We start from the raw sequence: 21,174 nt of genomic DNA on the forward strand, positions 1-21,174 counted from the left end.
GCCGTGGACAAGTGGATCGAGGTGGATTTCAATAAGTTAAGGCAAAACTTCGAGGCGCTGCGGAGTTTTATCAAGGTGCCCATTATGGCGGTACTGAAACAAAACGCCTACGGCCTGGGTGCGGTGCCGGTGGGCAACTTCCTGGAGCGGCTGGGGATTAAATTTTTCGCGGTTACCCATATCCATGAGGGCGTTGAACTCAGAAACGGTGGCGTCCGGTCCCCGATCCTGGTTTTTGCGCCTTCCCTGGCAGACCAGGCGAAGGTGCATGATTTATGGCGCTATGATCTTACCCCGTCGGTGTATTCCCTGGAGTGCGCCGAAATATTACACCGGGTTGCCCTGGAACTGGACAGGCCCATTAGTGTGCACGTAAAAATCGATACCGGCATGGGCAGGATGGGTTTTGCCCCGGAGGAAATCCTGGCGGCGGCGGAAAGGCTGCAGGAGCTCGGCGGGCTTAGGTACGAGGGCATTTATACCCATTACAGCAACGCTTTCGAAAAGATTTTTGATTATACCAAAAGACAAAAGGACAGTTTTTTACAATTGGTTAACCGGCTGGAAGACAAGGGGTTGACCTTTTCGATTAAACACAGCGCCAATTCCACCGCCGCTTTAAAGTTCCCCGAGACCCATATGGACATGGTAAGGATCGGTTCGGCTTTACTGGGCAACGGCACGCTTAATGCCCGGGTGCCGCTGACCAGGGCCTACCGCTTTCGGGTCAGGGTGTTGCAGGTCCGCCGGCTGAAGAGCGGCAGTTTCGTGGGTTACAGCAACACCCACCGGGTCAAAAGGGATACCAACGTCGCCGTGCTGCCCATAGGTTACACCGACGGCTTCGGTGTGCAAAAGAAGATCGATTCTTTCAGGTTTGTGGATTTCCTGCGGGAACAGTATCATCTGATCAAGACGTTTATTAAGCCCGAGCACAGCGTGTTTTACGAAGGAAAGTCCCTCAAGGTGCTGGGTAAAACCAGCATGCAGCTGACGGTGGTTGAAGTGGGCGACTTGCCCATCAAGCCGGGGGATGTTGTGGATGTCAGCCTGAACCCGCTGCTCGCCGGCGCCCGGTTGGAAAGGGTGTGCGTGGGGCGGGCTTTGAAGGTTGGCGGGGATAAGTAGTAAACCAGTTTTACCGAGGTTATCTATGGACGGGAACCGGCCGGTATGCCATAAGTGCAAGCACTTTTATATCACCTGGGATCACAGGTTTCCCAACGGTTGCAGGGGTTACGGCATCAAAAGCAAATACCTGCCCGCCGTGGAAGTGCTGAGAGCGACGGGCAAGGGCTGCCTGTGTTTTGTGCCGAAAAACGGGCTCAAGGCAAACCGGGGGCCAAAGCGATAGCACGTTTGAAATGGGGCCTCGCGGCCTTTTTCAGGGGAAACTAATTTGTTTTACTTGTTAACCGCTAAAGCGCCGGCGGTAAACGGGGGCTGTTGAAAAAAAGCGCTAAACGGAGTAATATCTTGTAAGATAAGAGTTATTTCTTGCTACGCCAAACTTACTATAAGCAGCGGAAGGGAATATGTATGGAACGGAATAAAATACGCAATTTGGCCATCATCGCCCACGTGGATCATGGTAAGACCACGCTGGTGGACGGCATGCTCAAGCAAAGCGGCGTTTTTCATGAAAAACAGGTGGTTGAGGAACGGGTACTGGACCGCAATGACCTGGAGCGGGAGCGGGGCATCACCATCATGGCCAAGAACACCGCTGTTTTTTACGGCGATTACAAGCTCAATATCGTGGACACCCCCGGCCATGCCGACTTTGGCGGGGAGGTGGAGCGCATTGTCCAGATGGTGGACGGGGTATTGCTCCTGGTGGATGCTTTTGAGGGGCCGATGCCGCAAACCCGTTTCGTGCTGCGCAAGGCGCTGGATGCGGGGTTGGCCCCCATCGTGGTGATCAATAAGATCGACCGGTTGCACGCGCGGCCGGCCGAGGTGCTGGATGAGGTGCTGGAGTTGTTTATCGAGCTGGGAGCGGATGACGACCAGCTGGACTTTCCGGTGGTCTACACCAACGCCCGCACAGGGGTGGCCACCCTGGACCCCGGTGTTCCGGGCACCGATCTGAAACCCCTGTTCGAAATGATTGTGCATAAAATCCCGGCACCGGGGGGTGACACCGAAGCTCCCCTGCAGCTGGGGGTTACCTTGATCGACTATGATCCCTACCTGGGCCGCCAGGCCGTGGGTCGCGTGCACAACGGCATGATCAGGGCCAAACAGGAAGTGGCGGTGATCAAGGGGGACGGGACATGGCAGCGCCAGCGGATTGCCGGTCTCTACGTCTTCAATGGGCTGAAAAAAATTCCCATGGAACAGGCCGCGGCCGGGGAGATCGTGGTGGTGGCCGGGCTGGAGGACATCAACGTGGGCAACACCGTGGCCGACCCGGAACACCCGGTTCCCCTGAGTTTTGTCCGCATTGACGAGCCCACCGTGGCGGTGGCATTTCATGTCAATAAAAGCCCGTTTGCCGGCCGGGAGGGCGTTTACGTTACCTCCCGCAAGCTGGGTGAGCGGCTGCTGCGGGAAATGGAATCCGATGTCAGCCTGCGGGTGGACGCCACCGGCTCGCCGGATACATTCATGGTGTCGGGCCGGGGGGAATTGCACATTGCCATTCTGATTGAAACGCTGCGCCGGGAAGGTTACGAGTTCGAAGTTTCCAGGCCGCGAGTGATCGAGCGGGAAATTGACGGGGTTAGATGCGAGCCGGTGGAGGAATTAATCCTTGAAGTGCCCGGTGAGTGCATGGGAATTGTGATGGAACGCCTAGGCCCTCGCAAAAGCGAGCTGGTCAATATGCTGCACAAGGATGACGGCCGGGTGCGCCTGGAATACCATGTGCCCACCCGGGGCCTGTTCGGCTTTCGTTCGGAGTTTTTAACCGATACCAAGGGCCAGGGCATTATGCACCACTCTTTCCATCACTACGCGCCTTACCGGGGGGAGATTCTGACACGGACCAGGGGGTCGCTGGTGGCGTTTGAAACCGGGGAGACCACAACTTATGGCCTGGAAAACGCCCAGGAGCGGGGTGAACTGTTCGTAGGCCCGGGCGTGCCCGTTTATCGCGGCATGATCGTAGGGGAGCATTCCCGCCCCGGGGATCTCTACATTAATGTTTGCAAGAAGAAACAGTTATCCAATATTCGCAGTTCCACTGCGGAAATATCCGCCAAACTGACCCCGCACCGGCAAATGAGCCTGGAGCAGTGCCTGGAGTTTATCGGTGATGACGAACTGGTGGAGGTTACGCCCAAATCTCTCCGCATGCGCAAGCAGTCGTTAACTTAGCAAAAGCTATTGTTACTGTGTATGGCATATTATTGCCGGACTGCCCGGAACTTTTTTGGGGGAACGTCAACTTGGTGCGGGATGGGTTGACTTCTTTGTGGTATAATACCACTAAAGACCGCCCGGGAGAAATACATGAAATTAAACAGCATAGAGGGTAAAACCGTCAGGGAAATCGAAGCAAGTTTGAAAAACAAAAATCGAAAGACGCAATTAAAGTCCTTATTATTACTGGTTATGGGGGCTGCATTGGTCATTTTAAGCTGTGTGATATGGCATCAAAACACGGTGCTGGCCCGTCAGAAAGCCGCAAATGATATGTTGGCGGTTGAAAATAAAACCCTCAAAGAAGAAATCAACATCCTCAAAGAAAAATTGGCTGGTCAACAAGTAGTAAATGAATTACCCCAAAATGAGCTGTACCTGTACTACGAGATAAAGCCCGGCGATACCCTGGGGAAAATATCGCAACAATACTTCGGGACGGATGATCACGCTTCCCGGTTGGCTAAATTAAACGGCTTGACGGTTGAAGCCACACTTCAAGTCGGGCAAGTAATTAAAATACCCAAGAAATTGAATTAATTATAATTGAGCTTCATAACGATACCCGGGAATCACTAATAACACCGGTCCAATCAGATATTTCAACCCGGGAAGAAATTATCTTGCTTATTTTTATTTTTTTGGCATATAATTTAAACAGTCAACTGATAAGGGGGAGAACAAGTTGAGCAAACACATCAAAACCATCAATAGCCGCACGTTGCAGAGCACCGTCCGCAACGGGGGCTGCGGGGAGTGCCGGACATCCTGCCAGTCGGCCTGCAAGACCTCCTGCACGGTGGGTAACCAGGCTTGCGCCAGCGGTAAGAAAAATAACTGAACCTGATCCCGTACGGGATGAGGTCTTTTTTTTGGGAATTGTTCTGGAAGGGAATGAAACAATTTGATTCATGCCTTTACTTTCGACGGCACCAATATTGTGCTTGATGTGAACAGCAACGCGGTGCACGTGGTGGACGAACCGGCCTTCAATATTATTAAGGAATACGCCGGCGCGACCGGGGGGGAACTTGTGGAGAAGTATGCGCCGGTATACGGCCCGGATGTGGTACGGGAAATATTAAGAGAAGTGGACGAATTAAAAAACAAGGGACTGCTCTTTTCCGGCGATCCCCTGCCGGGCGGGTACCGCCCCCCGGAGGAGGGGGTCGTTAAAGCGCTTTGCCTGCACCTGGCTCATGACTGCAACTTGCGCTGCCGCTATTGCTTTGCCGGCCAGGGTGATTTCGGCGGCGACCGCGGGTTGATGTCCCTGGAGGTGGGCCGCGCGGCCATCGATTTTTTGATGCAAACCTCCGGCGGGCGCCGGCACGTCGAAGTGGATTTTTTTGGCGGCGAGCCGCTGCTCAACCGGCCGGTACTGTTTGATTTGGTCCAATACGGCCGGTTTCGGGCCCGGGAGGCGGGCAAAGAAATCAAATTCACCCTTACCACCAACGCCCTGCTGCTGGACCGGGAAATGCAGCGGTTTATCGGCGAAAATGACCTGGCGGTGGTACTTTCCATCGACGGGCGACCGGGTGTGCACGACCGCATGCGTCCCTTTCCCTCCGGCGAAGGCAGTTACCGGCGGGTTATGGAAAGGATCAAGCAGTTCGTCCACTCCCCGTACTGCGGAGAATACTATATCCGGGGTACCTTTACCAGGTATAACCTGGACTTTAGCGAGGACGTAAGGCACCTGGCGGAGGCCGGGTTTGAACATATTTCGGTGGAGCCGGTGGTGGCCGGGGCGGACACCGGCTACGCCCTGCGGGATGAGGACGTCCCCGTTTTACTGGAGGAATACGAAAAATTGACCAGGTACCTGTTGGGTAGGCACCGCCAGGGCCGCCCGGTGGATTTTTTCCACTTCAACATCGACTTGGAGGACGGCCCCTGCCTGCCCAAGCGCCTGACCGGTTGCAGCGCGGGGCTGGAATACCTGGCGGTGACCCCGGGTGGAGACTTGTACCCCTGTCACCAGTTTGTGGGCCGGCAGGACTTCAGGATGGGCAATGTCTTCGAGGGTTTGAACAGCAATCCGGCATGTTTTTTCCGGGAGGCCCATATATATAATAAGAACGCGTGCGGGCAGTGCTGGGCCAAATTTCACTGCAGCGGCGGTTGTCATGCCAACGCCCTTGCCTTTAACGGCAACTTGCTGGAACCTTACCGGTTGGGGTGCCTGCTGGCCCGCAAGCGACTGGAATGCGCGTTATATCTCAAGGTATGCACGCAAAAATAAATACCGGGCGGCAATTATCAGGGGGCGTAAACAGGCCCCCTTATTTTCCATCCACCGGGTCTAAAACCTCCGGCTTTCAGCCGGAAAGCTTTAGCGCTTGTTTCTTGATCCCCGTTTAAAAACGGGGGTTTTGGGGAAGCGGTGGAATGTTCAACTACCCCCGACTGAAGTCGGGGGGTTGCGGCACTCGTGCTTAAGTACCAAACCCACCTGCTTTAGCAGGTGGTGGTTAAGTTCGCTAAAAAAGGTGAGTTTGCGACAAGCTTCTTTCTGTGCTATAATAAAACAGGTTTGGCATCGATTATTTTGGCATGTTATGGTGTTTTAAGGAGTGGTAGCCAATTTTTAACCGGTTGACGGACAGATCAAACAATCAAACAAACCAAGATAAACTTAACTGGATTATTAGATTCGGTTCTCGTCCGGGTACCAAAAAGATTTTGCTGGTTTGCGTTCCCATCATTGTTATTTTGGCATTCATCTCGCAGGCCCGTTGCGCCGTTGTTTTGGGAAATGAGGTGGTGGCGGTGGCCCCCGACCGCCGGGTAGCCGAAGCTGCGGTTGAGGAGTATTTCACCCGGCTGGAGAGAATCACCGGGATGCCGGTTAAAGTAAAAGGAGAAATCAAGTACCGGCCCGTCTGGAAGTTTGGGACGGTTGCCGGCAAGGAGGAAATCCAGAGAAACCTGGCTGCCAAGGTGGATTGCCGTTACGAAGCCACCGGCATTTTCGCCGACGGCAAAATGATCGCCGCGGTCAAAGACGCCAAGGCGGCCAAAAAGGTGCTGGATACGCTTTTACATACGTATGATAACGACGGGGCATGGAAAGTATCCTTCAAGCAAAAGGTGGAACTCAAACCGGTGGAGGTGGCCGGCTCCGACCTGATGGACCCGGAAGAAGCGGTGGAATATATCCGGTTTGGCGGCACCAGGGCCAGTACCTATGAGATTAAGGAAGGCGACACGCTGTGGGATATCGCCGCGGCGGTGCAACTGCCGGTTGATAAACTGTTACAGGCCAACCCGGAACTGAACCCGGAAACGATGCAAATCGGGCAGCAAATAAAAATTTCCCAAACGTGCCCGCTGGTTGACGTAATCAGCACGTACCGGGATACCCGCCGGGAAGAGATTCTATACCGGGTGCAGGAAAGAGTGGACGACAGCCTGTATTTGGGTGAACGCAAGCTGGTGCAGCGGGGTAAACCAGGAGAGCGGGAAGTTGTTTACAATGTCGCCCTGGAAAACGGGGTGGAGATTAAAAGGAAAGTTCTAAAGCAAAAAGTTATTACCGAACCGGTGCCGCAAATTATCGCCAAGGGCTCCCGGAAACTGCTGGCCTTCCGGGGGGGCAACAGCCGCCTGGCTTACCCCACCGTGGGCGCTGTTACCTCGCCTTTTGGCAACCGCCACGGCCGCCTGCATCGAGGGGTGGATATCGCAGCCAATTACGGCAGCCCCGTGGTGGCGGCGGAGGCCGGCACAGTGTTAAGGGCGGGCTACCGGGGTGCGTACGGACTGTGTATTGACATCAGTCACGGCGGTGGAGTGGTTACCCGCTACGCGCACCTTTCCTCGGCAGCGGTGAAACCGGGGCAGCGGGTGGAGCGGGGCCAGTTTATCGGGCGGACCGGTTCCTCGGGCAATTCCACCGGGCCACACCTGCACTTTGAAGTGATCGTCAACGGTGAGCACAAGAACCCGTCGCTATTTATCTAATTTGCCCGTAACATACCTGGAATCGGCTTTCCATGTAATGCTGTTTGCCTTGGGCCGCGTTTAAGGTATAATGTTTTTGTATGAAATTAAGTCCAAGTATGAGGGGCGAAACAAATATGGCTAAAAAAAGCACTAAAAAAACTCAAAAGGGCGTCTCCTCATCATTTGTAAACGTGGCCGGGCGAAAAAAACAGCAAAAGATTGTGTTTATCATCCTTACCATAGTGCTGGGGGTGGGGTTGGTCGGTTCCTCCATGTTCTGGGCTTTTGGCGGCAGTAACAGTATCACCGACAATTCGGCAGCAACCGAAACCCGACCGGAAGTTACCGCGGAGGAACAAATCAAAAACCTGGAGGCCATGTTAAAGGAAGATCCGAAGAACACCGAATTAATGGGGCGGCTGGCGGAGCTTTACTGGCAGAATGGCAAGGCCCGGCAGGCGGTGGACACCTACTCCAGGGCGCTGGAGATTAAGCCCGGTGACGTCAGGTTGCGCAAGGACCTGGCGCTCACTTATTACCTGATGGGAGAATACGATAAAGCCGTAAGCGAAATTGAGGAAGTTCTGAAACAAAATTCCAGTGACGCCCAAGCGCATTACTATTTGGGCCAGTTTTACGCTTATCGCAGCGATGGCGGCCGGGATGTCGACAAGGGCATCAAGGAACTGGAGGAATTTGTGCGTTTGCAAAAAGAGGGGATTGACGTGCAAAAGGCCCGGCAAATGATCGAGGAATTAAAGTCGGGCAAACAGTAAAATGACGGGGCCAGGGCTTGTCTGGCCTTTTTTTGTTAGATTTTACCGTGGGAATGAATAAACATTGATTATATAATTGATTTATCAACTTGGAAAAGGTGAATATCATGAACCCGGAACCGTTGATAAATATGAAGGCAGCCAGGGCTCCGGTTTCCCGCCCGGCAAAGTTTATATCCGCACTGCTGGCGCTTTTGTTCGCAGTGAGTGTATTTTTGCTGGTCCGGGTACCGGACGGTGTCAAGGGTTACATTTACAGCATTTTCAGGGAAATCGCCCGGGGGCAGATGTTGCTGCGCACCCAGGGGTGGCGGCAGATGGAAGATGCGCATTTCATCATCCGCTACCGGGGTGACGAGGATTCGGCCCGCCTGGTTCTGGAAACGTCCCGGATTTTTTACCGGCGCATCTGCAACGATTTGTCCTGTGTTCCCGGGAAAAAAATCCCCATTGTGGTTTATCCCTCGCGGGAGGAGTTGAACGCCAGCTTTGGTTGGCCGGCCAGTGAAAACGCCATGGGCGTTTACTGGGGTGGCGTGATCAGGGTGCTGGCGCCCGAGGCCTGGATCAGGGACAGTGATCCGGAAGTGGTGGAGCAAATTTTTCAACAGGCGGGCCCGATGGCTCACGAAATAACCCACCTGGTGTTGGATTACCTGGCCCGGGGCAATTACCCCCGCTGGTTTACCGAAGGCCTGGCCCAGTACGAGGAATATAAAATTACCGGGTTTATGTTTGATCATCCGGAAGGGATTTGGGACCGGGGATTGTATCCCTTACAGAGGATGGACCGCAATTTTGACGCTTTGCCGGACCAGGCCCTGGCTTACCGGGAATCCCTTTCGGTCGTGGAATATATTGTAGCGGTCTATGGCGAGGACGGGCTGAATAACATAATAAGGAATTTGGCCCGGGGCATCAACCTGGCCGATTCCCTGGAACAAGCCCTGGGCATGGATATGATATCTTTTGAAAAGGCATGGCACGAATGGTTGGCCGGGGAATTGGGCCAGTCCCCGGCCGTAAAACGGGAGGAAGAATTTTAAACATGGACAAACTGGTTATTTACGGGGGAAAACCTTTGCGGGGCAAAGTTCGGATCAGTGGTGCGAAAAACGCTTCCCTGGCCATTTTGTGTGCTTCCATTATGGCCGGTGAACCGGTCTTGTTGGAAAATGTTCCGGACATCAGCGATGTCCGGGTGATGATAGAAATAATCAGGCATATCGGGGCGGAAGTCACCTGGGAGGGGGATTCCTCGCTGCGGATTATCGCACCGTCAAAACTGGCCGGCGATCCGCCCTGTGAACTGGTGAAGAAGCTGCGGGCCTCCAATTTGCTGCTGGGACCGCTGCTGGCCAGGTTCGGGCACGCCAGGGTTTCCCTGCCCGGGGGATGCAATATCGGAGTCAGGCCGATGGACCTGCACTTCAAGGGCCTGGCCGGGCTGGGCGCCGGGATCGACCTCCACGGCGGGTATGCCGTAGGTAAATCCGGGCCCCGCTTGAAAGGCGCCCGGATTTACCTTGATTTTCCCAGCGTCGGCGCAACGGAAAACATCATGATGGCCGCCTGCCTGGCCGATGGACAAACCGTGCTGGAAAATGTGGCTAAGGAGCCGGAAATAGTAGACCTGGCCAATTTCCTGAACTGCCTGGGTGCGAAGGTGCGCGGCGCCGGGACTGATATCATTAAAATCGAGGGTGTGTCCGAATTGGGCGGGTGCATGCGCTATGCCGTGATCCCCGACCGGATTGAGGCCGGTACTTTCATGGTGGCCGCTGCGGCCACCCGGGGGCAGGTGGAATTGGAAAACATCATTCCGCCGCACGTGGAACCAATCAGCGCCAAGCTGCGCGATGCCGGAGTGGACGTGACGGAAAACGGGGACGTGCTTACCGTGGGGGTGAACGGCCCCCTGCGCCCGGTGGATATAAAAACGCTGCCCTATCCCGGGTTCCCCACCGATATGCAGTCCCAGATGATGGCGTTTCTTTCCACCGTGGAGGGTACCAGCGTAATTATAGAGAATATCTTTGAAAACCGGTTCCAGATTGCGGATGAGCTGAAAAGAATGGGCGCCCGGATCAAAGTGGAAGGCCGCATGGCGGTGGTGGAAGGGGTACCGGCGCTGCACGGCACCCAGGTCCGGGCTACCGACCTGCGCGCGGGTGCGGCTCTGGTGATCGCCGGCCTGATGGCCCGGGGGCGGACAGTGGTTTCCAATACCTGCTATATTGACCGGGGATACCACCAATTGGAAGAAAAGCTCAGATCATTAGGGGCCGATTTAACCAGGATGCGACACGGGGACGGTTCTCTCTTGTAGCATAATTTGGATGCTGGAAGAAGCCGGGCGCTCCCTGGCCAGACGTTCCCACACAATATATGATGCGCCCTTTCTTGTTGCACGATCCGTCCCCGTGTCGCATGGGTGGGCTACAGTTTGACTTCATCATACCACCATTTACATCCATGAGGAAGTGGAGTAAATGAGAATTACCGTGGCTGCAGTAGGCAAGTTAAAGGAGCAATACTGGCGGGATGCGGTCAAGGAATACACGAAGCGGCTGGGTGCTTACTGCCGCCTGGAAATATACGAAGCGGCCGACGAGGCTTTTTCCGAGGGGCTGTCGGCGGCGGAGGAAGAACAAATAAAGGCCAGGGAGTGGCATCGGCTGGCCCGGTACCTGCGGGCGGGTACATACTTGGTGGCTCTTGACGTGCGGGGTGAAGAGGTATCTTCCGAGCAACTGTCCGCCCGCCTGGACAATCTGATCCTGGCCGGCCGCAGCGACATCACCTTTTTAATCGGCGGCACCCTTGGCTTGCCGGAGGAGGCGCTCAAACAGGCCAACTGGCGTTTGTCTTTCTCAAAGATGACCTTTCCGCACCAGCTCATGCGGGTGATATTGTTAGAGCAAATTTACCGGGCATTTAAAATTTCCAAGGGCGAGCCTTACCACCGGTAACGTAGTAGTATACGATGGTGCGACAGGGGACAGTTCTCACTTGTCGCATGCTATCCGTTTTGTTAAAATAGACAGAAATAATTTAGTGCCAATAGAACCGTCCCCATGTCGCGTCCCCATGTCGCGTCCCGAACCGTCCCCATGTCGCGTCCCCATGTCGCGTCCCATGCCCATGTCGCACATGTCGCATGCGAAAAGAAGGGGTGTCCCCCGATAAAGGAAGGAAATGAATGAGCTGGAATTTTTGGCGTAAGTTAAAGAAAAGCAAAGAAAATGTGACTTTGGAGCAACTTAATGAACAAATAATGCAAATAGTTGCACATATATCCCGGCAAAGTGAACAAATCGCCAAAAGTAATGAACAAATGGCGGAGCTGGGTATACAATTGAATAAGCTTGCCCGCTTACAATATAAAACGGGACAGGACATGCAGGTAAAGCTGGAAAAGTTGATGATTGGCATAGATGACGCCCGGCAACACTGGCAGGCGGCCCGCGATGCCGAATTAACGCAATTGCATGCCATGGAACGGCAGATTGATTCTTTGATGATGGTTCTTATCAACTGGATTGACGATATTGACTTGATTAGTGCCAGGTTGCAGGATGGGGAACAAGAAGCCTGGCGGCAATTACTGAAAAAATGGGCCGGGCAGATATTAACGGCACTGGCCGGGATCGGCGTTCACGAACTGGAGGTCAAGGGTCGTAGTTTCAACCCGCAATTGGCGGAGTCAATCGGTACGGTGGCTTGCAGCCCGTCCGCGCCGGGAGCATCAAACGATGGGCATACTCGCTCTACCGTGCCGTACCAAGTGGTGGAGGTTGCCAGGCGGGGTTTTGTTTTCAATGACGGACGGTTGCTGCGAAAAGCGCAAGTTATTACCATGCGGGAGGAAGTATAATATGAGCAATATTGATGACAAGTATGCCCGGCCAACCTTTCGCCCGGTCGTGGGGATCGATCTTGGTACAACCAATTCCGCAGTGGCATTCATCCACCGCGGAAAACCGGAGATCATACCATCGCCACAGGGCAGGCGGATTACCCCATCAGTTGTATTGATCGACCTGAAAAACAGGATCATTGTGGGTGAGGATGCGCGTGCCGCTCTTGTTGCCATGCCCGATCGTACCGTTGCTGCGGTAAAACGGAAGATGGGCTCCAAAGAACGCATACCGGTCGGTGGACAAGCACTGCTTCCACAGGAAATTTCCGCCCTAATCCTGAAAGAGCTGAAAAGTTATGTTGATACCCGGCTGGGTGAAGGTGAAAAGGAAGCGGTAATTACGGTGCCGGCCTATTTTACCGACGAACAGCGCCGGGCGACAAAGCAAGCGGGGGAACTGGCCGGGTTCGTCGTGGAGCGAATTATCAACGAACCCACTGCCGCTGCACTTGCTTTCGGCCTGGATCACCTGGAAGAAGACCGGCACATTCTTGTTTATGACCTGGGCGGCGGTACGTTTGATGTTTCCATCGTGGAAATGATGAGCGGCGTTTTGGAAGTAAAAGCAACTACGGGAAATAATCACCTGGGCGGCGAGGATTTCGACTGGAAGATCGTTGACTGGTTGGCTGAAAAGATAATTGCAGAACACAACATCGACCCGCGGGACGATATTCGCGCCAGGGCATTGCTGAAGGAAGAGGCGGAAAAAATTAAAAAAGAACTGTCCGCTCGAGAAACTGTTACCGTATCGTTACCTGTAGTGACAGTCAAGGATAATCGTCCAGTGGGCCTTGATCTTGAGTTTACCCGTGAACAACTGGTTGCCCTTATCGATCCCCTGCTGCAGGAGACAATGAACCACGTGCAGCGCGTGCTGGCAGATGCGGGACTTGTCAAGGATGATATAGATGAGATTCTGCTTGTCGGGGGGTCAACGAGGATACCGCGTGTACATGAATTAATCCGCAACTTTTTTGGCAAAGAACCGCGCATGGATGTAAATCCCGACGAAGCAGTGGCACTGGGGGCGGCTGTTCAAGCAGGCTTGAAGTCGGGGTCGCTGTCCAAAAGCGGGCTTGTGGCGACAGATGTTGCCCCGTTTTCCATGGGGATTGCCGTGCTGAAGGAATGGAAGGGTATCACGTTACGCCCGGGCGGTTTTCATGCGATTATTCCACGCAACACCACCATTCCGGTGACGCGCACGGAAACATTCTATACCACATCTGACGGGCAAACCGCTGCTTCCATCGAAATTTACCAGGGCGAGCATGAGTGGACGAAACACAATCACCGGCTGGGAGAATTTTTATTGGAGGGCATCCCCCCTAACAAAGCCGGGGCGGAAGCCGTCGAGGTGACCTATCGCTATAATCTAAACGGCATTCTTGAAGTAACAGCCAGGTGTGTGTCCACCGGCAAAGAGATGAGTGTTACTGTGCAGGACGCATTGAACCGTGATTCGCAGGAAGCGTTTTCTGAAAGCGCGGCAAGGCTGGAGGCGCTCTGGCAAAATGTCGATAATGAGGATTTTGACGATGAACTGGTCGGGGAGGAAATGGAACTGTTCAATGAGTTGCCGGATAACGGAGATGAACAATTGGAAGTGGACCAGGAGCTCGCATCTGCCGATATGCATGAAGAAGCATCCGGTTTACTTGCCCGGGCCCAAAAGTTACTTCCTACATTGGCCGGTGCAGAACGGTTGAAGCTGGAAAAAGCTATTCATTTACTGAATAATGCCATGTCCGGGGATGATATCGACCAGCTCCAGGAAGCCCTTGACAGGGTGACGGACTTGATGATCGACCTGGAATTCAAGGAGTAAAATGAAAAGATGGAAAAACCAAAACCATCCCGGAGAAAATCGCGCAAGCCCAAAATTGAAAATTATTACAAAATACTTGGCACCCGGTCCAATGCATCCCAGGAAACGATTAAAAAGAAATATATTGAATCAGTTAAGTCTTTCCCTCCGGAAACCCATCCCGAAGAGTTTCAGCGCATCCGCCGGGCTTATGAAACGCTCCGCGATCCGGTCAAACGCCGGGAATACGATTTGATGAGGAAGTACGGTGGCAAGATCGAACGGATTATGGAAGAGGCCCTGGCATTTGCGGAAGATGAACAATGGGATAAGGCCGCAAACTTGTTGCACCAGGCCCGGAAAATCGCTCCGGATAATATGCAAATATGCCTTGCGCTGGGCCAGATCGCCCTCCTCCAAGACGATGAACAAACGTTCCAGGAACAGTTTGAACTGGCGGGCAACCTGGCTCCGGAAAATGAGAAAGCGTTGATTTTGGCGCTTAAGGCCAGGTTGTTACTGGAAAAAGATCGCCCGGAAGAAGCTCTTGAGATACTGGAATATGCGCGGGCACAATACCCGGAGCATGGTGACCTGTTACAAAGCATGTATATTGATGTCTACAAGATTCTGGGACGGGAAGATGATTTGTGGGCCCTCACCATGGATACGCTACCGTCCCCGGACTCCCGGAATCCGGAGGACATCTTCGTTTATATTCATTGGATCAACATAATGATCGAACTGGAAAAATGGGACGTCTGGTCTGCAGTCCAGTTGCGCACGCGCAAATTTTTAAAAGCTATTCAAGATGAAGAAGACAAGCTTATGGTTATAACCGCCTTGCTGAGCGAGCACAATGAATATTTTGAAACGGGCTGTTTTCGTGAAGCCATGCTGTTTATTGATCTGGCGCATAATATTGATTCCAAAAACCCGCATATAAAACAGCAACGCCGCAAAACCCGGGAGTTGTTGCGTGTTGAGAAAGAGCTGGATCGCTTGTGTGCTGACCCGGACATTTTTCCACTAGTTAGCACGTATGCAATTGAATGGTTTTATGAAAAATATACAACGCTTGAAGATACCTCCCAGATAAGGGAAAAAAGGATAAGCATTTTGGAGAATTTATATTCGGATTATGGTGATTACATAGATATAAATATTGCTGATGGCGTTCTGGCTATCCGAAGGAAATACCCGCTTATTTACAATAGTTTTCAGGCGCAATGGGATGAGCTGCTTAACGAGCGGGCGACGGCTCACCGGCGATAAGCTAAGATAAATAAAGATTGCCGGGCGGATTAAAACCTCCACCGCCACGTTAAAGTGTTCGGTGCGCCCAAATAATGGAAATTAAAACGCAGACCCCCGGCTTCAGTCGGGGGTAGTTGAATATTCTACCGCTTCCCCAAAACCCCCGTTTTTAAACGGGGGTCAAGAAACAGGCGCTAAAGCTTTCCGGCTGAAAGCCGGAGGTTTTAGACCTGGCGGCTGGAAAATAAAACACCCTTTTTGTTTGCCGGGGAACCGGCAGATGAAAGGGGGATTTTTATGCCTCCCTGACAATGGTGGTATAATGATTTTAACTTGATAATCAATCGATCGTTACTCAAAGGAGCATCACCAATGTTACATTTTATAGAAACGTTATTCGTTGCTTTATGCGGCGGGGTTCTTTTCCACTTTTTACACATCCCCCTGGCGTGGATGTTGGGGCCTTTAACGGCAATAATGATCTGGAAATCAGTGCTTAAACGGGTTGTGTACTGGCCGGTCGGGCTGCGCAACGCGGGGTTGATCGTTCTCGGTTGCCTGCTGGGCGGTTCGTTTACCCTGGCCACCGGCCTGCAGATTTTCAAACAACTGCCGACTATGTTGCTGGCAACGGCAACGACGGTTCTTTTCAGCCTGTTGGTGGGCTGTATTACCTGCCGGCAAACCGGGGTCAGCCTGGCCAGCAGCGTACTCGGAAGCATACCTGGCGGCCTTACGCAAATGGCGGTGTTGGGCGAAGAGATCGCGGACACGGATATCACGGTTATAACATTCATGCAAACGTTTCGCTTATTGTCGGCAATTTTTATCGTCCCATTTGTCGTCATTCACGGGCTGGCCAAACATTCCGGGGATATGGCCTACGCCGGCACGGCAGGGGCGGGCGGTATTCCACCGGCCGAAATTACTTGGGTTTGGGCTTTGTTTTTAGGCGTGGCCCTGGTTTCAATATGGGTCGCGCAGCGTGTTCACCTGCCCACACCATTTCTACTCGGACCTCTTCTGGGGTCCGCCATTCTTGTTCTAGCCGGTTTGCAAGCGCCGCGGGTGCCCGGGTATCTCATAGTTGCCGCCCAAATCTGCATCGGTGCGTATTTGGGTTTGACCATGCGTTTTGAAAGTTTGAGCGACTGGAAGAGGATCTTGCCCTATACCCTTGGGGGAAGTGTGGCCATAGTTTTTTTTGCGCTTGCTATTGGTTACCTGCTTACTTGCCTGCACCCGTTAAAACTTGCCGATGCCTTTTTAAGCACGGCGCCAGGCGGAATAGCGGAAATGGGATTGACGGCCGTTCTGGTCAAAGCCGATCTTTCCCTGGTAACCGCTTATCAGATGTTCAGACTGTTGTTTATTTTGTTCGTTGTCCCACCCGTATTGAAATGGTGGCTGGGAAGTGTTTCAAGAAAAACGGGGACTGTCATTAGGAAGAATGCGGGGAGTCCTTAAATTGACATTGGTGGCAAGTAGATGCCATGACTAATTGAAAAGGGATTGCTGGGTACTTTTACATGTACTGGCATGCAGCAGTTCCGGCTCAATTCAACCTAATGCCGGGTAGTTTTATGCTAAATATGGTATAATGTATTGTCGTAGGATGGTATTAACTGATAACCGAGGATTATTAAAGCGTAACCGGGATAAGGGGTTAGGGAACAGTATCATAAAAAGAAGGGTTTTGGGTTAAGATATGGAAATATGAACCAACCCTTTAAAATAAAGTTTAGTAGCAGAAATGATGTCTTTACCCAAGGAGGAAATAGATCAATATGCGGACCCAGGGCATCGAGCATTGCAGCTGTATGAAAAACCATGAGGCGACCGGGGAAACGGATGTGAAAAAGCCTGTCAACTTTATTCAAAGCATCATTAACGAGGACTTGACTAACAATAGAAACGACGGACGGGTGCATACTCGTTTTCCGCCTGAACCAAACGGCTATCTGCACATCGGGCATGCCAAATCCATCTGCCTCAACTTCGGTATCGCCGCCCGGTACGGGGGCCTCTGCAACTTGCGTTTTGACGACACCAATCCAAGCAAAGAGGAAGTCGAATACGTGGAGTCCATCAAGGCCGACGTCAAGTGGCTGGGTTTCGACTGGGACGACAGGCTGTTCTACGCGTCGGATTACTTTGAACAGTTGTATGAATATGCGGTGCAGTTGATCAAGGACGGCAAGGCCTATGTCTGCGATTTGAGTGCGGAGCAAATCAGGGAGTACCGCGGCACTCTCACCGAGCCCGGCAAGCCCAGCCCGTATCGTGACCGCTCGGTGGAAGAGAACCTCGACCTGTTCCGGCGGATGCGGGCGGGGGAATTTCCGGATGGTTCCCGGGTACTCCGGGCCAAAATCGACATGGCCTCGCCCAATTTGAACATGCGGGATCCGGTTCTATACCGCATCATGCGGGCAACGCACCACCGGACGGGCGATAAGTGGTGCATTTACCCGATGTACGACTTCGCCCATCCCCTTTCGGATGCCATCGAAGGAATTACGCATTCGATTTGCACGTGTGAGTTTGAGGATCACCGCCCGCTGTACGATTGGGTGCTGGAGGCATGTAAGATCAAGAACCCACCCCGGCAAATCGAATTTGCCCGGCTCAACCTGAGTCACACCGTGATGAGCAAGCGCAAGCTCCGGCAGTTGGTGGAAGAGGGATACGTCAGGGGATGGGACGACCCGCGCATGCCCACCATCTCGGGGTTGCGGCGGCGCGGTTACACGCCGGAGGCCATCCGGGACTTCTGCGAGCGCATCGGGGTGGCCAAGGCCAACAGCATTGTTGATATTGCCATGCTGGAACACTGTATCCGGGAGGATTTGAACCTCCGGGCGCCGCGGGTGATGGCGGTGCTGCGCCCCTTGCGGGTGGTCATCGAAAACTACCCGGAGGATCGAGTGGAAATGCTGGACGCTGAGAACAACCCGGAAAACCCCGGAATGGGTTCGCGGCAAATTCCCTTTTCCCGGGTGATTTATATCGAGCGGGATGATTTCATGGAAGACCCGCCGAAAAAATTTTTCCGCCTGGCCCCCGGCCGCGAGGTGCGGCTCAAGCACGCCTATATCATCAAGTGCGAACGGGTGGTCAAGGACGAGCAAACAGGTGCGATTATAGAACTGCGCTGCACTTACGACCCGGCGACACGCAGCGGTATGGCTACGGAAACGCGCAAGGTCAAGGGCACATTGCACTGGGTTTCCGCCGCCCACGCCGTCGAGGCCGAAGTGCGGTTGTACGACCACCTGTTTCTGAAAGAAAGTCCGGATGAAGACGAGGATTTTAAAGCCAATTTAAACCCGAACTCACTGGAAACGTTGACCGGGTGCATGGTGGAACCCGGCCTGGCGAGCGCGGCGCCGGGCAGCAGGTACCAGTTCCTGAGGCAGGGGTACTTCAGCGTCGATCCCGACACGTCCGGTAACAAACCGGTGTTCAACCGGATCGTTTCCTTGAAGGATACCTGGGCCAAGATCAAAAAGGCGCAAGAAAATAGATGATGCTGGAAATTGAAGCCCTTCAAAACCACTCCCGTAGGTTGGATTTTGAAGGGCTATTTTAATTTTAAAATTTATGAGAGAAGTGTGGCAGTAAAAGACAAATTATTATTGACATAAGTTCATAATGGGTTTATATTAGATTTGAACATATGAACATAAACCCGCAAGGAGTGATTTTTTTGCGCAAGTTTATTTGCGTTTCCTGTGGTAAAAGCGCCGAGTTGGGCTGGTGTACGAACCAGCGCGGCAGGGACATGATATGCCCCGATTGCGGGGGCAAAATGATCCGTGATGACAGAGCCGGAGTTGGTGGTGGTGGCCGTTTGAACCAGCCCGGCATTATGGGAGCCGGTAGTGGAACTCCCGGAACAGGGTTTGGCCGGGGAGTTTGCGACCGTGGTTCCGGCCGGGGACGCGGTCGGCAAGGGAATTGTAGGAGGGTGATTTAAATGAGGATTGCGGTTGGCGCCTCCGGGCCTTCAAAAGACGCGCCGGCGGAAGAACGTTTCGGGCGCTGCGCTTATTTTGTGGTGTTTGACGAAAACGGCAACGTGCTGGAGACAATTAACAATGAAGGTGCGGCCAGCGCTGAAGGGGCAGGTATCAGAACCACCCAGATTTTACTTGATCACAATGTAAATGTGGTGCTCACCGGCAGGGTGGGTCCCAAGGCCATAAATGCCCTGCTGGCCGGCGGGGTGGCGGTTTATACCGGTGTTGCGGACACGGTGTCCGGGACCCTGGAAAACTATAAAAAAGGACTCATGCAGCCGCTGGCCGTTCCCAATGCCCGTCAACATTCGGGCAAGGGGCCGGAGAAGCGGGTGGTTAAATGATTATTTCCGTGGCCAGCGGCAAAGGAGGAACGGGAAAAACTACGGTTGCCACAAGTATGGCCCTGGCATTGCAAGCCTGTGATCATGTTACCTTTCTTGATTGTGATGTTGAAGAGCCCAACGGGCATATTTTTCTTAATCCGGAGTTTACGGAAACAGAGAACATATATATCGAAGTGCCTAAAATCGATCCGGGCAAATGCAATTTATGCGGGAGATGCGCCGAAGTATGTGCTTTCAACGCCCTGCTTGTCGCCGGGGAAGCGGTTATCACCTTCCCCGAACTGTGTCATGGCTGTGGCGGTTGCCGGTATTTTTGCCCTGTGGGGGCTATTTCGCCGGAACCGAAACAAATCGGCACGGTGGAACGGGGCGTGGCCGGGCGGTTGGCTTTTGTACGCGGGCGCCTGGAAGTTGGTGCTGCGTTAAGCCCGCCCCTGGTTGACGCGGTAAGAAAAAACCGGGGGCCCGGGGGAATTACCATTGTGGATGCCCCGCCCGGCACTTCCTGCCCGGTCATCCACTCCGTCCGGGGTACGGATTTCTGCCTGCTGGTTACCGAGCCCACCCCTTTCGGGTTAAACGACCTGGATCTGGCCGTGCAAATGGTCAGGAGCCTGGGGGTGCCCTGCGGCGTACTGATCAACCGTGCCCGGGAAGGGTGGGGGATCATTGAAAAGTATTGCCGGCAAGAAGGAATAACCGTAATGATGAAGATACCCTTGAGCCAGGAAATAGCCGAGGCTTATTCCCGGGGAGTGTCTCTGGCAAAGTTCGACAGGGGCTGGAATGACGCATTCAAACAGCTTTACCGGGAGATCGGGGGGCTGGTTGCCAATGAAAGAAGTCACTGTAATCAGCGGTAAAGGTGGAACCGGTAAAACAAGCATCACCGGCTCTTTTGCCGTGCTTGCCCAAAACCATGTGCTGGTTGACTGCGACGTGGACGCCGCCAATTTACACCTTTTGCTTGATCCTGAAATCCAGGTGAGAAAAAATTTTTGGGGCATGCCCAAGGTTGAAATTGATCCACAAAAATGCACCGGTTGCGGCCTGTGTGAGGAACTGTGCCGTTTTGGCGCCGTCAAGCAAGGCCGGGTGGATCAAATGTCCTGTGAAGGCTGCCGGGTGTGTTACCATGCCTGCCCCGAAGGAGCGGTGCGGTTGGTGGAAAACCTGGCCGGGGAGTGGTTTATCTCCAGGACCCGTTACGGTCCTTTTGTCCACGCCCGGCTGGGGGTCGCTCAAGATAATTCGGGCAAGCTGGTGGCGGAGGTGCGCCGGCAGGCCCGCAGCCTGGCCGAGAGGGAGGGGAGGGAATTAATTATCACCGACGGCCCGCCGGGGATCGGCTGCCCGGTAATATCCGCCCTGGGCGGTACCGACCTGGCCTTGGTGGTGGTTGAACCCACCCTTTCTTCCATTCATGACCTGGTCAGGGTGATCAGGCTGGCGGAACATTTTGGGGTTAAAACGGCGGTGTGTATCAACAAGTGGGATATTAACCCCAGAAACAGCCGCACGGTGGAAATTATGTGCCGGGATATGGACATACCGTTGATCGGCAGGGTTGGCTACGACCCCGCCGTGATTGCCGCGGCCATGGAGAGAAAGCCCGTAGTGCAGGTGATGAGCGCGGTGGTGGACGACATTGTTTCGCTCTGGCATTGCGTTGAGCGGCAATTGGGTATATAGTTTTCTATTGGGAGTGAAAGGCAGTACGCGG

General features: G+C 53.5%; 20 protein-coding genes. All 20 read left to right on the forward strand.

Features of this window, described 5'->3' with window-relative positions; all coding sequences use genetic code 11:
- Window positions 1–3 precede the first annotated feature (3 nt).
- Window positions 4–1,128 carry an alanine racemase gene (gene alr, locus IT084_RS00435; protein WP_195710133.1) on the forward strand — a complete coding sequence of 375 codons (1,125 nt, stop codon included), beginning with the start codon at window positions 4–6 and terminating at the stop codon, window positions 1,126–1,128.
- 25 nt (window positions 1,129–1,153) lie between these two features.
- Window positions 1,154–1,354, forward strand: coding sequence for a uracil-DNA glycosylase (locus tag IT084_RS00440; protein WP_195710135.1), 201 nt, complete (start codon window positions 1,154–1,156; stop codon window positions 1,352–1,354).
- A 185-nt stretch (window positions 1,355–1,539) separates the two neighbouring features.
- Window positions 1,540–3,321 (forward strand): translational GTPase TypA, encoded by a 1,782-nt coding sequence (typA, locus tag IT084_RS00445; RefSeq protein WP_195710137.1) that lies wholly within the window; start codon window positions 1,540–1,542, stop codon window positions 3,319–3,321.
- Between the two features lie 135 nt (window positions 3,322–3,456).
- The gene (locus IT084_RS00450) at window positions 3,457–3,906 is read left to right on the forward strand and encodes a LysM domain-containing protein (protein WP_195710139.1); all 450 of its coding nucleotides are present in this window, start codon (window positions 3,457–3,459) and stop codon (window positions 3,904–3,906) included.
- Between the two features lie 145 nt (window positions 3,907–4,051).
- Window positions 4,052–4,207, forward strand: coding sequence for a six-cysteine ranthipeptide SCIFF (gene scfA, locus IT084_RS00455; protein WP_195710141.1), 156 nt, complete (start codon window positions 4,052–4,054; stop codon window positions 4,205–4,207).
- Window positions 4,208–4,270: 63 nt separating this feature from the next.
- A complete protein-coding gene (scfB, locus tag IT084_RS00460) occupies window positions 4,271–5,614 on the forward strand; it encodes a thioether cross-link-forming SCIFF peptide maturase (protein WP_195710143.1) in 1,344 nt (447 codons plus the stop codon).
- Between the two features lie 440 nt (window positions 5,615–6,054).
- Window positions 6,055–7,335, forward strand: a complete 1,281-nt coding sequence (locus IT084_RS00465; RefSeq protein ID WP_195710144.1) for a M23 family metallopeptidase — start codon at window positions 6,055–6,057, stop codon at window positions 7,333–7,335.
- A gap of 116 nt (window positions 7,336–7,451) precedes the next feature.
- Window positions 7,452–8,093, forward strand: a complete 642-nt coding sequence (locus IT084_RS00470) for a tetratricopeptide repeat protein (protein WP_195710145.1) — start codon at window positions 7,452–7,454, stop codon at window positions 8,091–8,093.
- 107 nt (window positions 8,094–8,200) lie between these two features.
- Window positions 8,201–9,139, forward strand: coding sequence for a peptidase MA family metallohydrolase (locus IT084_RS00475; RefSeq protein ID WP_195710146.1), 939 nt, complete (start codon window positions 8,201–8,203; stop codon window positions 9,137–9,139).
- A gap of 2 nt (window positions 9,140–9,141) precedes the next feature.
- Window positions 9,142–10,422 carry a UDP-N-acetylglucosamine 1-carboxyvinyltransferase gene (gene murA / locus IT084_RS00480; protein WP_195710147.1) on the forward strand — a complete coding sequence of 427 codons (1,281 nt, stop codon included), beginning with the start codon at window positions 9,142–9,144 and terminating at the stop codon, window positions 10,420–10,422.
- A gap of 163 nt (window positions 10,423–10,585) precedes the next feature.
- Window positions 10,586–11,065 carry a 23S rRNA (pseudouridine(1915)-N(3))-methyltransferase RlmH gene (gene rlmH, locus IT084_RS00485; protein WP_195710148.1) on the forward strand — a complete coding sequence of 160 codons (480 nt, stop codon included), beginning with the start codon at window positions 10,586–10,588 and terminating at the stop codon, window positions 11,063–11,065.
- Window positions 11,066–11,295: 230 nt separating this feature from the next.
- On the forward strand, window positions 11,296–11,970 hold the full coding sequence (gene grpE, locus IT084_RS00490; protein WP_195710149.1) for a nucleotide exchange factor GrpE: 675 nt from the start codon (window positions 11,296–11,298) through the stop codon (window positions 11,968–11,970).
- Between the two features lies 1 nt (window position 11,971).
- Window positions 11,972–13,846, forward strand: a complete 1,875-nt coding sequence (locus IT084_RS00495; RefSeq protein ID WP_195710150.1) for an Hsp70 family protein — start codon at window positions 11,972–11,974, stop codon at window positions 13,844–13,846.
- Window positions 13,847–13,855: 9 nt separating this feature from the next.
- The gene (locus IT084_RS00500; protein ID WP_195710151.1) at window positions 13,856–15,100 is read left to right on the forward strand and encodes a DnaJ domain-containing protein; all 1,245 of its coding nucleotides are present in this window, start codon (window positions 13,856–13,858) and stop codon (window positions 15,098–15,100) included.
- Between the two features lie 354 nt (window positions 15,101–15,454).
- On the forward strand, window positions 15,455–16,549 hold the full coding sequence (locus IT084_RS00505) for an AbrB family transcriptional regulator (protein WP_195710153.1): 1,095 nt from the start codon (window positions 15,455–15,457) through the stop codon (window positions 16,547–16,549).
- Between the two features lie 353 nt (window positions 16,550–16,902).
- Entirely contained in the window at window positions 16,903–18,612 is a 1,710-nt protein-coding gene (locus IT084_RS00510) for a glutamine--tRNA ligase/YqeY domain fusion protein (protein ID WP_195710776.1), read from the forward strand.
- A 179-nt stretch (window positions 18,613–18,791) separates the two neighbouring features.
- Complete coding sequence (locus tag IT084_RS00515; RefSeq protein ID WP_195710155.1) at window positions 18,792–19,061, forward strand: hypothetical protein; 270 nt, start codon at window positions 18,792–18,794, stop codon at window positions 19,059–19,061.
- Window positions 19,062–19,448, forward strand: coding sequence for a NifB/NifX family molybdenum-iron cluster-binding protein (locus IT084_RS00520; RefSeq protein WP_195710157.1), 387 nt, complete (start codon window positions 19,062–19,064; stop codon window positions 19,446–19,448). It begins immediately after the preceding gene.
- Entirely contained in the window at window positions 19,445–20,314 is an 870-nt protein-coding gene (locus IT084_RS00525; protein ID WP_195710159.1) for an ATP-binding protein, read from the forward strand. The genes IT084_RS00520 and IT084_RS00525 overlap by 4 nt, the downstream gene beginning before the upstream one ends.
- A complete protein-coding gene (locus IT084_RS00530) occupies window positions 20,286–21,143 on the forward strand; it encodes an ATP-binding protein (protein WP_195710160.1) in 858 nt (285 codons plus the stop codon). The genes IT084_RS00525 and IT084_RS00530 overlap by 29 nt, the downstream gene beginning before the upstream one ends.
- Window positions 21,144–21,174 lie beyond the last annotated feature (31 nt).

The organism is Desulfallas sp. Bu1-1, assembly GCF_015594625.1.
Classification (GTDB): domain Bacteria; phylum Bacillota; class Desulfotomaculia; order Desulfotomaculales; family Desulfallaceae; genus JADNRQ01.

Bases quoted from the DNA above. Each gene is read 5' to 3' on its own strand.
- murA (WP_195710147.1), top strand. From the start codon at position 9,142: ATGGACAAACTGGTTATTTACGGGGGAAAACCTTTGCGGGGCAAAGTT.
- IT084_RS00475 (WP_195710146.1), top strand. From the start codon at position 8,201: ATGAACCCGGAACCGTTGATAAATATGAAGGCAGCCAGGGCTCCGGTT.
- IT084_RS00495 (WP_195710150.1), top strand. From the start codon at position 11,972: ATGAGCAATATTGATGACAAGTATGCCCGGCCAACCTTTCGCCCGGTC.
- IT084_RS00500 (WP_195710151.1), top strand. From the start codon at position 13,856: ATGGAAAAACCAAAACCATCCCGGAGAAAATCGCGCAAGCCCAAAATT.
- IT084_RS00505 (WP_195710153.1), top strand. From the start codon at position 15,455: ATGTTACATTTTATAGAAACGTTATTCGTTGCTTTATGCGGCGGGGTT.
- IT084_RS00470 (WP_195710145.1), top strand. From the start codon at position 7,452: ATGGCTAAAAAAAGCACTAAAAAAACTCAAAAGGGCGTCTCCTCATCA.
- IT084_RS00450 (WP_195710139.1), top strand. From the start codon at position 3,457: ATGAAATTAAACAGCATAGAGGGTAAAACCGTCAGGGAAATCGAAGCA.
- IT084_RS00440 (WP_195710135.1), top strand. From the start codon at position 1,154: ATGGACGGGAACCGGCCGGTATGCCATAAGTGCAAGCACTTTTATATC.
- typA (WP_195710137.1), top strand. From the start codon at position 1,540: ATGGAACGGAATAAAATACGCAATTTGGCCATCATCGCCCACGTGGAT.
- rlmH (WP_195710148.1), top strand. From the start codon at position 10,586: ATGAGAATTACCGTGGCTGCAGTAGGCAAGTTAAAGGAGCAATACTGG.
- grpE (WP_195710149.1), top strand. From the start codon at position 11,296: ATGAGCTGGAATTTTTGGCGTAAGTTAAAGAAAAGCAAAGAAAATGTG.
- IT084_RS00520 (WP_195710157.1), top strand. From the start codon at position 19,062: ATGAGGATTGCGGTTGGCGCCTCCGGGCCTTCAAAAGACGCGCCGGCG.
- IT084_RS00510 (WP_195710776.1), top strand. From the start codon at position 16,903: ATGAAAAACCATGAGGCGACCGGGGAAACGGATGTGAAAAAGCCTGTC.
- IT084_RS00530 (WP_195710160.1), top strand. From the start codon at position 20,286: ATGAAAGAAGTCACTGTAATCAGCGGTAAAGGTGGAACCGGTAAAACA.
- IT084_RS00525 (WP_195710159.1), top strand. From the start codon at position 19,445: ATGATTATTTCCGTGGCCAGCGGCAAAGGAGGAACGGGAAAAACTACG.